The sequence below is a fragment of the Sulfitobacter sp. 1A10359 genome (genome assembly GCF_043558145.1).
GTDB classification, from domain to species: Bacteria; Pseudomonadota; Alphaproteobacteria; order Rhodobacterales; family Rhodobacteraceae; genus Sulfitobacter; species Sulfitobacter faviae.
In genome coordinates, this window is the sequence record NZ_JBIFGB010000001.1 from 614,089 (window position 1) to 627,316 (window position 13,228).

12 protein-coding genes are annotated in these 13,228 nt (G+C 59.6%); 4 read left to right on the forward strand and 8 right to left on the reverse strand.

The features are described from left to right. Positions 1–122 precede the first annotated feature (122 nt). Positions 123–578, reverse strand: a complete 456-nt coding sequence (locus ACGYK2_RS03040; RefSeq protein WP_271689793.1) for a GNAT family N-acetyltransferase — start codon at positions 576–578, stop codon at positions 123–125. A gap of 221 nt (positions 579–799) precedes the next feature. After that, positions 800–961 carry a hypothetical protein gene (locus ACGYK2_RS03045; RefSeq protein WP_271689792.1) on the reverse strand — a complete coding sequence of 54 codons (162 nt, stop codon included), beginning with the start codon at positions 959–961 and terminating at the stop codon, positions 800–802. Positions 962–1,023: 62 nt separating this feature from the next. Between ACGYK2_RS03045 and hemN the strand changes: the two genes are divergently transcribed. The 4 genes from hemN (at position 1,024) to ACGYK2_RS03065 (ending at position 6,049) form a co-directional block, all read left to right on the forward strand. Beyond that, positions 1,024–2,379, forward strand: coding sequence for an oxygen-independent coproporphyrinogen III oxidase (gene hemN / locus ACGYK2_RS03050; RefSeq protein WP_271689791.1), 1,356 nt, complete (start codon positions 1,024–1,026; stop codon positions 2,377–2,379). Positions 2,380–2,538: 159 nt separating this feature from the next. Then, a complete protein-coding gene (locus ACGYK2_RS03055) occupies positions 2,539–2,883 on the forward strand; it encodes a DUF3140 domain-containing protein (protein WP_271689790.1) in 345 nt (114 codons plus the stop codon). Positions 2,884–3,249: 366 nt separating this feature from the next. Then, positions 3,250–4,203 (forward strand): TAXI family TRAP transporter solute-binding subunit, encoded by a 954-nt coding sequence (locus ACGYK2_RS03060; protein WP_271689789.1) that lies wholly within the window; start codon positions 3,250–3,252, stop codon positions 4,201–4,203. A 61-nt stretch (positions 4,204–4,264) separates the two neighbouring features. Then, positions 4,265–6,049: a TRAP transporter fused permease subunit gene (locus ACGYK2_RS03065; RefSeq protein ID WP_276154425.1), complete on the forward strand. Its 1,785-nt coding sequence runs from the start codon at positions 4,265–4,267 to the stop codon at positions 6,047–6,049. Between the two features lie 390 nt (positions 6,050–6,439). Here ACGYK2_RS03065 and ACGYK2_RS03070 read toward each other — a convergent pair whose 3' ends face one another. The 6 genes from ACGYK2_RS03070 to ACGYK2_RS03095 all read right to left on the reverse strand — a co-directional run bounded on the left by ACGYK2_RS03070 (position 6,440) and on the right by ACGYK2_RS03095 (position 13,205). Continuing rightward, positions 6,440–7,978 (reverse strand): acyl-CoA synthetase, encoded by a 1,539-nt coding sequence (locus ACGYK2_RS03070; protein WP_271689787.1) that lies wholly within the window; start codon positions 7,976–7,978, stop codon positions 6,440–6,442. A 1-nt stretch (position 7,979) separates the two neighbouring features. Beyond that, on the reverse strand, positions 7,980–8,996 hold the full coding sequence (locus ACGYK2_RS03075; protein WP_271689785.1) for an NAD(P)-dependent alcohol dehydrogenase: 1,017 nt from the start codon (positions 8,994–8,996) through the stop codon (positions 7,980–7,982). A 3-nt stretch (positions 8,997–8,999) separates the two neighbouring features. Continuing rightward, positions 9,000–10,121, reverse strand: a complete 1,122-nt coding sequence (locus ACGYK2_RS03080) for an acyl-CoA dehydrogenase family protein (protein ID WP_271689784.1) — start codon at positions 10,119–10,121, stop codon at positions 9,000–9,002. Further along, positions 10,118–11,071, reverse strand: a complete 954-nt coding sequence (locus ACGYK2_RS03085) for a branched-chain amino acid ABC transporter permease (RefSeq protein WP_271689783.1) — start codon at positions 11,069–11,071, stop codon at positions 10,118–10,120. Before ACGYK2_RS03085 ends, ACGYK2_RS03080 begins: the two co-directional genes overlap by 4 nt. Continuing rightward, positions 11,071–11,928, reverse strand: a complete 858-nt coding sequence (locus tag ACGYK2_RS03090; protein WP_271689782.1) for a branched-chain amino acid ABC transporter permease — start codon at positions 11,926–11,928, stop codon at positions 11,071–11,073. The genes ACGYK2_RS03085 and ACGYK2_RS03090 overlap by 1 nt, the downstream gene beginning before the upstream one ends. Before the next feature lie 74 nt (positions 11,929–12,002). Continuing rightward, complete coding sequence (locus ACGYK2_RS03095; protein ID WP_271689781.1) at positions 12,003–13,205, reverse strand: ABC transporter substrate-binding protein; 1,203 nt, start codon at positions 13,203–13,205, stop codon at positions 12,003–12,005. Positions 13,206–13,228 lie beyond the last annotated feature (23 nt).

Sequence of the window (13,228 nt, forward strand, 5' to 3'; positions counted from 1 at the left end):
GCTATGTGAAATGGTTAATCGATGAAACCGACACCGTCGGGCGCGGGTTCACCATCCCCTAAAAGCTAAAACGTGAAAATTGGCCGCCGGAAGATTACGCATGCCCGCCTCGAATTTCTTGCTCAGTTCAACGACAGCTGCGCGACACATTCGCCCCCGCGGCAACGTATCTCTCCCCCTTCTTCGATGCAGAGTTTTTTGATCGCGATATTGCTGCGTAAGAAGTTCACATCCACCGTCTCAATATTTCGCGCGCGCGCTTCGGCCAGACCGCGATGGAAGAGCCTCCGGCCATAGCCGCGCCCTTGATAGGCGTCTTCAACCGAAAGCCCGATCTCCGCATGGGTGCTGTCAATGCAATGAAGCTCCAGTATCGCACGCAAAGCATCATCGCATTCGACGCCGAGCGTCAGGTCGAGGTTGGACCCCCGCACCACGCGCAGCAAGGCATCATCGTTAAGTTGGCCCATGAACCTGAGCTCGCGCGAAGCGGGGCTAAGTCTTTGGTAATGTTCGCATAGGGTCTGCTTTAGAAGCGGGAGGGGAACGGAAAGAGGTTCTGGAACGGCGGTGTGCATGATGTCTCCAATCTCAAGTCCAAGATGGGAGTCCGACCCGCCCGGAGTAGAGATCGAAAAGGGCAGGAGAAATGCGCTGCTTGCATAGGTTGCCGGCACGTTTGCTATTCCAACCTGTGGCGCGCGCCGCGGGAATAGCGCGCTGCTGCCCTCGTCATCCTGTTGTCCTTCGTGCAGTTCCGGGAAACCGCAGGCGCGGCGTGCATCAATCCCGCGACGGCCTATACCGCCCCCTCCGCTTCCGCACTCAGCCGCTGCGCTGCCCCGCCGGGGGCGGCACCCAAGACGGCGATACCGCGGTAGAGGATCGGTGTCAGAAAGAGCGTGAAAACCGTAGCAAAGCCCAAGCCGCCGACGATCACCCAACCGACGGCAATGCGCAATCTTTGCGTCCGAATTGATCCAGCGCAAAGACCGCAGAACGGCACCCCCCTAAACCGGTGCCATGGAACAGATACAGATGCTCGAGGCTCTCGGCCTCTTCGACGCGCGCGTGCCGCGCTACACCTCCTATCCCACCGCGGCGGCTTTCACCCCCGCGGTCGGCGCCGCGTTTCAGCGCTCAGCGCTTGGCGCGTTGGACCCCGGCGCGCCGGTCTCGGCCTATGTTCACATCCCCTTTTGCGAGCGCCTGTGCTATTTCTGCGCCTGCCACACGCAGGGCACCAAGACGCTCAGCCCTGTCGAGCGCTATATCGAAGCTCTTGAGGCCGAGCTTGAGCTTCTGCGCGCCGCGATGCCTGCGGGCATGCGGATGGGGCGGATGCATTGGGGTGGCGGGACACCGACCATCCTACCGCCTACCCTCATCGAACGCCTGAACCGCGCCCTTCATCAGATCTTCACCCCGACCGAGGATTTCGAGTTCTCCGTCGAGATCGACCCCACCCAGATTGACCCCGCCAAAATCGCCGCCCTGCGCGCCGCGGGCCTCACACGGGCCTCTATCGGCATTCAGGATTTCGACCCTGAGGTGCAGCAGGCCATCGGGCGCCTCCAGTCCTTCGAGGTCACGCGCCGCTGTGTCGGTCAGTTGCGCGCCGAAGGGGTCACCTCGCTCAATGCTGACTTGGTTTACGGCCTGCCTCATCAGACCATGGCGCGGCTGGAGGATACGATCGACAAGACCCTGTCCCTTGCCCCGGATCGCGTGGCGCTTTTCGGCTATGCGCATGTGCCATGGGTCGCGAAACGGCAGAAACTCATCCGCGAGGCGACACTGCCAGACGCCGTCGCACGCTATCACTTCGCTGAGAGGGCCGCGGCACGCTTCGCCGCGTCGGGCATGGAGGCAATCGGCATTGATCATTTCGCCACGCCGCAGGATGGGCTGACCCAAGCAAAGAACAACCGCCGCCTGCGCCGGAATTTCCAAGGCTACACCGATGACAATTGCCAAACCCTGATCGGCCTCGGCGCCTCGTCAATCTCGCGTTTTCCGGGGGGCTACGTACAGAACGCCCCCGCGACGGCGGCCTATACCGCGCACATCGCCGCTGGCGACTTGCCCGGAACGCGCGGCTACGCTTTGAACGACGCTGAGCGCCTGACCGCGCGGGCGATCGAATGTCTGATGTGCGACTTCACTCTTGATCTGAACGCCTTGGCAGAAACCTTCGGCGCGGGGGCCTTCGATCTCGCGCCCGAGTTAAAGGCCATCGCGACCCGCTACACGCCATTCGTGCGCTTGTCCGGAACGCGCCTCGACATCCTGCCCGAAGGTCGCGCCCTGACCCGCATGATCGCATCGATGCTGGACCAGGAGGTGCCGGAGGGCATGCGCTATTCGCAAGCTTCCTGAGCTTTATCCGGCCCGCCCGAGGCGCGGGCCGTTCGGACACTGACAAGCTGACGGCAGACAGATTGGCGCGCGTCCCGCCGACCATGGCAGACCGCTGTGGCCGATCGGAACAAAGCGCGCGCGGGCCGGTTTCTTCCCAATAATGGATTGGGAAAGAAAATGTCTTCATCGAAATCGAAGGACGAAATCTGGGACGAGTGGCGCGATCTGGTCAACATGGCACCGGCGGAGCTTGAGGACTGGCTGGAGACCGAGGAGTCCAAGTCCGTGGGCGACAGCGGAAGCGGTGAAAGCACCGGGCACAAGTCCGGCCGCCGGATCGTCAAGATCAAACGCGCCAACAAGGACGATCTGACCGACGATCAGTGGGATCACATGGCGACCGTCGTCGGCTATATCAAACGGCATCTCTCCCAAGGCGGGCCGAAGGATGACGTTAAAGACTCGAAATGGCGCTATTCGCTGATGAATTGGGGCCACGACCCTCTGAAGGGCGATAGCTGACGCACTGTGCCTTGCCCGAGTGGTAAGGGGATGGACCTTTGATCGGGCTTCGACCTTGGCGAAGGAGCGCAGACAATTGAGCTTCTTCGCAACTCAAGCGTCGATATCTTTCGCCCTCTATGGCCTGCAATCCGCGCATCGCAGAACTGGTTGCGGGGCGCAGCGAACCTGCCGCCTCTGCCATCTTCCCATATCTTCGACCTCGCAAGACCGAAGCGGCCCGCCGTATTGGTCCGTAAGAGCCACCCAACAGCGAAACCCCATTCTCGACAATGTCGTAGTGTGCTGCCACAAAGTCACCCAAAGGCAGTCCCGCACCTGTTTCGCCGGGAGATCGTTCGCCTTGCGCTTGGAGGAGGAAAAACCATGAATGCGTTGAGACAAACTATTTGCGCGGCATTGGCCCTGGGGCTTGTCGGGGGCGCCGCAAGCGCCGAAACCAGAGTGACCTATAAGTCGGCCAAATCGGGCTCGTCCTACTATCAAATGGGCGTGGAGCTTGCCGAGGCTATGAAAGCGGGCAGCGGCGGAGACATCTCGGTTACCGTGGAAGAGAGCCAAGGATCGGTTCAGAACGTCATGGAAGTCCGCGCGCGCGGGGCCGACTATGTCTTTACCACCCCGCCCTCCCTCGTTGGTCTGGCCCAAAACGGCAAGGCTATGTTTGAAGGCAAGACCGCACCTGCTTTTGATGAGATTCGCGCGCTTTTCCCGATCCCATCGCTGACCATGCATTTCGTGATGTCTCAGGACAGCGGCGCCACCGCGCTTGCGGATCTGGAAGGCAAGAGCATCCTGCTGGGCAAAGGGTCTTTCGGCGCGACCGAAGGCGCGAAGTATCTGGATATGTTCGGGCTGGCAGACAGTGTCGAGATCGCGGATGCGGAATTGAGCAATGCCGTGGCCGCTTTGAAAAACGGGCAGATTGACGGCTTTGTCACCGCGGGTTCCTTCCCGGCGCCAAATGTCGTCGAAGCCGCCGCTTCCACCCCCGTGACCGTGGTCCCGTTGTCAGACGAGCAGATCACCCAATCCAAACGGACCCGCATTGTCATTCCGGCGGGCACCTATGCGGGCCAAGAACAGGATGTGACCACAACATCCCTGCCCGTCGTCGCCTTCACGACAACCAAGATGGACGATGAAACGGCCTATCAGCTGACCAAGACCTATTGGGAAAACAAGGCCAAGATGGCCGATACATCGCCTTGGTGGGGCAATGTCACGCCTGAGTTGATGGCCAATATCACCACTGAACTCCACCCCGGCGCGCTGCGCTATTACGAAGAAGCCGGGATCGCGACAGAAACCTCGCAATAACAAGACGCGCGGCGCGGGTTTTCCGCGCCGCGCTTGCCCAGCCAAAGCCGGACCCCCATAGATGACAAACCTCCCCGAAAGCCGATTGGCGGCGAGTTTCTGGATCGCGCTGGCCATCGCGCTCGTTAGCTATCACTTGGCTCTGGTGTTTTCGGGTCTGGTGCCGAACTTGATCAGCAGGCCGCTGCATATGGCCTTCATTCTGCCCTTCGCTTTGGTCTTTGACGCGCAGACACCGCTGCGGCGGATCACTGGCAGCTTCTTGGCCGCATTGGGCATCGCCGCAGCGCTTTGGGTGGCCTTCAACTGCGATGCGCTTGGCGATCAATACGGGTTCATCGAAAGCAACTTCCAGCTTGCCGTGGCGGTTACGCTCCTCTTGGTAGTGCTGGAAACGGCGCGGCGCGTGATCGGTTGGCCCTTGCCACTGGTTGCGGCACTCGCCCTGCTCTATGGCCTGTTCGGGCAGCATATTCCCGGCGAGTTCGGCCATTCCGGCACGCCGATCGAAAGCTATTTCGGAACACTGACCATTGCCGAGGGCGGCATCTGGGGAACGCTCACCGGTGTCTCGGTCTCTGTCGTGGCGATCTTTGTCATCTTCGGCGCAGTTCTGAACGCTGGCGAAGCGGGGCAAGGTTTCATGAATGTCGCCGCCGCCGCCGCGGGGCGGCTGAAAGGCGGCGCGGCAAAGGTGTCTGTTTTGTCGTCGGCGCTCTTTGGGTCGATCTCCGGCTCGGCCTCCGCAAATGTCGCTTCCACCGGCGCGATCACCCTGCCCGCGATGACCAAGCTTGGCTACCCCAAACGCCTCGCCGCCGCGGTCGAGGCCGTGGCCTCCTCAGGCGGGCAAATCATGCCGCCCCTGATGGGCGCAGGCGCTTTCGTGATGGTCGAGCTGACCGGCGTGCCCTACACCGGCATCATGGCTGCCGCCGCGCTTCCGGCCGTGCTTTACTTCGTGGCGGTCTGGGTTGGCATCAACGCCTACGCGCAGCGCTTCGCCCTCAAAGGGATCGCAGAAGCGGATCGCCCTGCATTGCGCGACGTGGTTGTCACATCGCTCTTTTTTCTCGTCCCCTTCTCGGTCCTGCTATGGGGGATGTTCGTCGCGCAGTTCACGCCGGAATATGCGGCGGCTATGGCGATCCTCGCAGCGGCGCTGCTCTTGTTCTTCAACGCAAAGCTCACTTTCGAGCCGCGCCAGATCGCCACGCGAATGGCAAGTGCAGTTCTCAATGCCGCGCGGCAGGTTGCCCTGATCGCCTCCATCATCCTTTGCGCCTCAATCATCATCGGTGTGCTGTCGATCACCGGGCTTGGCGTGAAAATCACCTCTCTCATTCTGGCGGGGTCTGGGGGGCTTCTTTGGCCGTCCCTGCTGCTCACGGCGCTTGCTTGCCTCATTTTGGGCATGGAAGTGCCCACCACGGCGGCCTATGTGATTTGCGTCTCCGTCGCCGGTCCTGCGCTCATTGAACTGGGTCTTTCGCCGCTTCAAGCGCATCTCTTTGTCTTTTGGTTCGCGCTTCTCTCGACAATCACGCCCCCGGTCTGCGGCGCTGTTTTTATCGCCGCGGGAATGATTGGCGAGAATTGGTTGAAGGTCGCTCTGACAGCGATGGCGCTTGGCATTGGGCTTTACATCATCCCACTGGGCATGGTCGCGAACCCGGATATGCTAAGCCTATCGGACGCCCCATTGGCAGCTCTCTTGGCGGCTGGTCGTGTCGCATTGGGGCTGACCCTGCTTTCATACGGTTTGATCGGAGCGCGACGGCCCGTGCCGACGCTCGCACTTTGCGCAGGTGGGCTGGCTGTTGTATTTTCTGGCCTGTGGTTTTGAGCGCGCGGCGTTAGAACAGGCGATTGGTTAAGTTGATGGTTCGAAGCAAACGCGCAAACCAATTCGGGCTCTATTGGAGGCGTGACCTGTTATCGAATTTTCACCCAGCCGCACCCAAAGCCCGTTTCGTCTTTACAATAGATGCCGCCGCTTGAGCGATCGCCCATCGTGCGGCGCTTCCATTTTTCGCAGAGGAGCGAGTGACTGCAATAGTCAGGGTTCGCGCGTAATAGACCGAGGTCAGAACACACAACGCCGAATGCCGGCGTTCAAACATGGTCTCATCAAGCAATTCACCCCGCATCCCTCCGTCGATACTCTCTAAGGAGGCCGTTCTGTATCCGCTAGCCGGGCGCGATATAGCGCCATTCGACCCTTTGGTCTGATCATTCACCTTGGCGCCAAATACTCATCCCTTAGGAGCCTCTTGTGCAGCTTTCCCGTCTCTGTCCGGGGCAACCTCTTGCGGAACTCGATACTCCGTGGGCATTTGATCGAAGACAGCTTTGTTCGGCAAAATTCAAACAAGGCGTCACGCAGTTCATCTGAAGCGTCGACATCTGGCAGCAACTGCACGACAGCATGAACGGCTTCACCAAAATCCTCATGTGGAATGCCGATAACGGCTGCGTCGAGCACGGCCGGATGGTTTAGCAGCGTATCTTCAGTCTCTTGCGGATAAACGTTCACTCCGCCCGAAATGATCATGAAAGATTTGCGATCTGTCAGGTAAAGATAACCTTCCGCGTCGACCCGACCGATATCCCCGAGGGTTGTCCAGCCTTTTTCATTTGTGGCACGCCGGGTTTTTTCCGGGTCTTTATGATAAGCGAACTGATGGCCATTCTCGAAAAAAATCTCTCCTTCTTGGCCAACTGGAAGCTCTTCTCCGGTCTCGCCGCAGATATGGATGACCCCCAGTTTGGCCCGGCCCACTGAACCGGGATGCCCCCGCCACTCACCGCTTGTTATCGCGGTGAAACCATTATTCTCCGTACCAGCATAATACTCGTGGATAATATCCCCCCACCACTCCAGCATCTCATGCTTGACCTCAATCGGACAGGGCGCTGCGGCATGCACAGCCATTTGCATGGAGGAAAGGTTGTATTTCTCACGTACCTCCTGAGGTAGTTTCAACAGGCGCACGAACATGGTCGGCACCCATTGGCTGTGGGTAATGCGATGTTCTTCAATAAGCCTTAGCGCCTCTTCGGCGTCAAAGCGGTCCATGACAACCGCAGTACCACCCGATTTTATCGTGACCATCGAGTGTCGTAATGGGGCTGCATGGTAAAGCGGCGCCGTGGACAGGTATCGGGTATCCGGCCCGTAGCCGAAAAGATCGGCTAGCAGATTGACCAGCATCGTGCGCGTTCCAAGCGGCGCGGGTTCCAACGGCCATTTAATACCTTTTGGCCGCCCCGTCGTACCTGAGGAATAGAGCATATCAAGCCCTTGTGCCTCGTCTGGGATTGGCGTGGTTGGCCGATCCGCGACGCCATGATCCCAACTTGGCAATCCTTCCGCCCCCCCGCCTACGACGCGCACAGCGAGGGCTTTGCCAAAATCCGTCTGTAGTTTTGCGATTATTCCCGCGAACCGATCGCTTGTAATTAGCAGCTGAGCATCGCAATCCTTAAGGATATAAGCGATCTCTTCCGGCCCCAGATGGGTACTGATGGTCGTGTAGTACACGCCGGCACGATCTGCCGCGAAACAGACCTCCAGCATTTCGCGACGGTTCTCCATCAGAATGGCAATATGCGCACCCGTTTCGATGCCCATAGCGCGCAACAAATGCGCGCCTTGATTGGCCCGGGCTTCGAGCGCAGCAAAGCTGACACTTTCGCCGGTGGCGGCCATGACAAAGGCTGCCTTGTCCGCCGGATGGTGGCGAGGCTGCCAAGAAGTATCAATGTCGGACATGTTAGAACTCGATGAGGGTTTTGCCAAAGTGGCCGCCGGCGCGCAGATGCGTTAGTGCCTCTTTCAGCTGATCGAACTTGAAGGTCTCGCCCAGAACAGGCCGCATGTTATGCTGAGCCATGGCGCGCAGCATCGCCTCAAACCCGTCTCGATGGCCCACGGTGACGCCTTGGAGGCGGACCTGCCGGGCGACAATCGGACCCAGCGAGGCGTCGATGTTAAGCCCCGAAAGCACCCCAATCATGGACAACGTCCCGCCCGGCCGCACGGCCTTCAGAGACAGAGGCAATGTTTTCGCGCCGCCTAACTCGATAATATTGTCATAGCCGCCGCAGTCGGCGGTGATGGGTCGGCTGGCACGAGCCCAATCTTCTTCGCTGCGGTAATTGATTGTCGCGTCTGCGCCCATTTCAGTGACTTTCGCGAGTTTGTCATCGCTGGAGGAAATCACAGTGACATGCGCCCCCTGCATCTTGGCAAAGGCCAAGGCGAAGAGCGCGACACTGCCGGTGCCTTGGACCAGCAATTTGTCCCCGGCGCGGGTTTGGCCGTGGGTGACGACCGCGCTCCATGCCGTGAGCGCGGCGCAGGGCAGCGTCGCCGCTTCGGCGTCGGTCAGGTAGTCAGGAACCTTGACCACCCCTTCCGCAGATAGACAGATGCGGTCGGCCATAACCCCGTCCAGCGGCCCCCCCAAGGCTGACGCAAAGCGTTCAGGGCTCGGCGCGCCCGCGGTCCAATTTTGGAAATAGGTCGGGCAGACACGGTCCCCGACGGCAACCCGGGTCACACCCGGCCCTACTTCGACAACTTCACCCACACCGTCGGACACAGGGATCAAGGGCAGTTCACCCGTCGCTCGGCCATAGCCCCGTTCGGGCACGATCAGATCGCGTGAGTTGAGCGACGCCATCCGCATCTCGACAATGACCTTTCCCGGTCCGCAGCTTGGCTCGTCGCACTCTGTCAGCGTGAGGTTGTCGAATCCCCAGTCGCCTTCAATCTGGAATACACGCATGGTTCAGCTCTCCTTCCGGGCGGTCAAACGCGCCACCCTGTCTTTGAGGATATTTGTTGCCCCATCGGTGAAGCCCGCCATCTGTGCGGCGGCGATGTGGCGGGTAAAGGGGTGCTCCGGGCGCAAGCCTTCGGCCCCCATCAGTTGCAGGAGTCTTGGCAGTTGGGTCTGCGCACAGGAGACCGAACTGATCTTAGCCTCAGCAGCCGCAAGTTGCGCATCCGCGCATTGTGACACCTTGTCGACAGCCTGCTCCGTAGCGTGACGGGCCTGCATCAAGGTGGTTCGCGCGGCCTCGAACTCTGTCTGCCAGCGTGGAATGGCATTCAGCGGTTTACCGAAGCTGCAACGCTCAGCGCCATAGGCCGCAGCACTATCCAGTGCTGCTTGCACCATGCCGTTGCACATTGCGGCAACATAGGTCCGCGCGGCATTGATCTCTTGCAGGATCGCTTTGAAAGCTGTGCCGGGTGCAGCAAGCATGGCTTCATGTGGGAGTTTAACCCCCGAAAGGTAAAACCCGCCGGTGCCCAGACTGGTCTGCGAAAAGGCACTGTCGATGGCATAACGGGTGACACCCGGCGCATTCAGATCAACGAGGAAGGCTGCGATGCCATCGCTGTCGCCCACCTCTGCGCATTGCGCATAAACGATCGAAAGCCCCGCCTGCCGCCCGTTGATAATCCATGCTTTTTCCCCATCGAGCTCCCAGCCGCCCGCAACCTGCCGCGCGGTGGTGCGAATGGCAGCAAAATCGCTGCCGGTGCCGGGTTCGGTCAAAGCGGTGCAGGCGTGCATCCGGCCAGAAAGCAGGTCGGGCAGATATTGTGCGGCGGCATCCTGTCCTACTTCACAGAGCCTGAGGGCAATGTTGTGCGTATTGACCAGAGACATCGCGAAACCGAAATCTGCTCCGGCCAACACCTCCAAAGCTGCCGCGCGGGTGGCAAAGCCGAAGCCCCTGCCTCCCATTTCTTCTGGCACCTCAATACCCAGAAGCCCCAAAGCGGCGGCCTCATGGTAAAGCGCGGGCTCCGGCGCGGCGCCGATGGACCATGCTGCCGCCTCCGCGGCAATACGTCCCTTGGCGAAGTACGTGACCTGATCCAGAAAAGCTTGGCTCATGTCTGGCCCCGACGTTTTTCCATCAGGTCGCGGGCGATACCGGCAATGCCACGCGGCATGAAGATCGTCGCCAGTACCAGCACCAGCCCGTAGAGGATCAGCCTGAAACTATCGGCAAAGCGCAGGTATTCAGGCAGGAAGACCACGAAGAACGCGCCGATGATTGGCCCGGCAATGGTGCCCGATCCGCCGATGATGACCGCGAGGATCGCATCAAGCGACTGCGCAATGCCGAAGATCTCAGGATTGATGAAGCTTTGGTAGTGGGCGTAGATCGCACCGGCGAGGCCCGCGAACATCGCGGAGGTCACGAAGGCAAAGAGCTTGTATTTCCAAGCCGCGATACCAACCGCGCCGACGAGGTCTTCGTTCTGGCGGATCGCCACGAGGATTTGCCCGATACGCGACCGCACGATCAATGCCGCCAACCCCGTCATCAATGCCGCGATGATCAGTACGAAGTAGTAATACGTCTCCCGGTCGCGCCAATTGAACAGTGCATCCTTGCCACCGGGCTTCGGGATGCCGGTGATGCCGGCCTCGCCTTGGGTAAGCTCGTGGAAGTTCATCAGGACGATGAAAATCACCATGTTGAACGCCAGCGTAACGATGGCGAAGTAGTGCCCTTTGACCCGAAGGCTGGGGTAACCTGTCAGCAGCGCGAAGAAGGCAGTCACAAAGGGCGCGAGGATGATCGTCAGCCAGACTGGCAGATCAAAGTGCATGCCCATCAGCGCCGTCGAATAAGCCCCAATCCCCATGAAGCCAGCCTGCACGATGGAAACATAGCCGGTGTAGCCTTGGATCAAGTTCTGCCCTTGCGCTGCGATGACCCAGATCAAGGCTAGCACGCTCAGGTGGATATAGTATTTCACAGAGATGAGCTGCGGCAACAATACAAAGCCAACCAGTGCTAGCCCATAAAGGATGAAGGTACGATTACGAGCCATTATGCTTTCCCCATCAGGCCCTGAGGCCGGAACAACAGAACGCCGATCATCACCACGAATGCGATCACGTCCTTATAAGCGGATGAAATGAAACCGGCGGCGAGCGCTTCGGTGATGCCAAGCACGAGCCCTCCCACCACGGCGCCGGGGATCGACCCCAGACCGCCCAAGATGAGCACGGCAAACCCCTTGACGACCAAGCCCTCGCCAATGCCCGGCGCGATCGCAAAAAGCGACCCGACCATGACCCCGGCGCAGACACCAAGCGCTGTCGAGATCGCAAAGACCACCAGCGGGATCGTCTTGACGTTGACCCCCATAAGGATCGCGGCGTCGCGGTTCTCGGCCACGGCGCGGATCGCTTGGCCCGTTTTGGTGCGTTCGACAAACACTGTCATTGCGGCGATCAAAAGCGCGGCGGCAAGGATCACGTAAAGCCGCAGCTCAGGAATGGTGACACCGCCGATGTTGAAGACGCGGGAGAAGTCGGTCGGGAGGACGACTTGCTCATGCCCAAAGAGTTCGAGATTGATCCCCTCAACCATCATGGTCAGGCCAAGCGCCACGATAAAGGCGTTGATGTGATTGGCATCTCGTACCGGGCGATAGGCCAGAAGTTCGATCAATACGCCAAGGGCAAGCCCGACCAAAAGCGCAATCAGGATCGCCAGTAGCAAGGGTATGCCCCAACTGGTGACGAAAAAGAACGTAAGATAGCCCCCGAACATAGAGACCGATCCATGGGCAAAATGCGCGATGCCGAGGATTCCGAAAACCGTGGTCAGCCCCAGTGCGATCAGCACATAGACACCCCCGATGGCGATGCCGTTAATAATCTGTTGAAGTACCTCAACCATGCCGCACCCTGCGAATTAAAGAAGATAGAAGAATGGGGCGCAGGAAACCTGCCCGCGCCCCGCCCGGGGAGGGATCAGTCGTCCAACGTGCTCAGGAATGCTGAATACGCGGCGGCGTCAGACGGCAGGTCTTGTACGAAGACCCAATTGCCGCCCTGCCACTGGAAAGCGCCATTGGAGGTATAGGCCTGCCCGTTTTCATCGAACATTTTGTCATCGACAGGCAGGTATTGCATGACGACCTCATCCGGCACCGCAATCTCGCGCAGCGCCTCAGCCACAGCCTCAGTGTCGTCTACGGTCCCGGCCGCCTCGATGGCGTCCTTCAAAGCATAGGTTTGGTCATAGGAATAAGGTGAGCTTGGTGAAGGCGCGATGCCGTACTCTTCGGTATAGTTGGCGTGGTAGGCCTTGCCGTTTTCAGATGCCGAAAGCAGCGTCAACTCTGTCGGGCGCAGGTCCCAAACGCCTTCCATCTGCTCCGAAGTGGCCACACGGGTAAACTGCTCTTCGCTACCGGAGGTGAAACCATAGCGCGGCACGTCGATGCCAAGCTCGACTGCCTGACGGTAGATAAAGGCTGCTGGCTCCACATAGCCGACGACAAGGATCGCGTCAGGCTCTTGGCCGCGGATTTTGGTCAACTGCGGAGACATGTCGCGGTCTTTCAGACCAAATGCCTCCCGGCTCACGATCTCTCCGCCCGCTTTTTCCAACTCCTTTTCAAAGGCGTCGACGTAGCTGGCGTAGAACCCCACATCCAGCGCGCCCAAGACGGCAACCCGCTTGTGGCCCTTTTCGGCGACGAAGGTACCAGCCGCCGCACCAGTATAATCTGCTGGTGGACGCGTGCGTGTGAGGTTCGGGATTTCGCGGGTCGTGATCGACCGCTCAGCCGCATTGCCCACGAGCATCACCGCATCTTCATATTCGATGAAAGATGCCACAGCCCCGGTCGCGCCCGAGCAGCAGAAACCAAGAATATACTTAACGCCATCTCGGTCGATCAGTTTGCGTACGGCGTTGGAGGCCTCGGTCGGGTTGGCCTTATCGTCATAGGCGATGACGTTGAGCATGTAGGTGTCTTCGCCCACCTTGATCCCGCCACTGGCGTTAATCTCTTTCGCGGCAAGTTTCACCGCATTGGTCTGCGGCAGTCCGTAAACGGCCCCGCCCCCGGTCAGCGCATCGCTAACCCCGATGTCGAGCGTCTTTTCCTCGGGCCATGCGGCACCCGCCGTCATGACCATTGCAGCTGTTATTGCTGTCAGTCTCATGTTCTGTCTCCTCCCAGAAACGT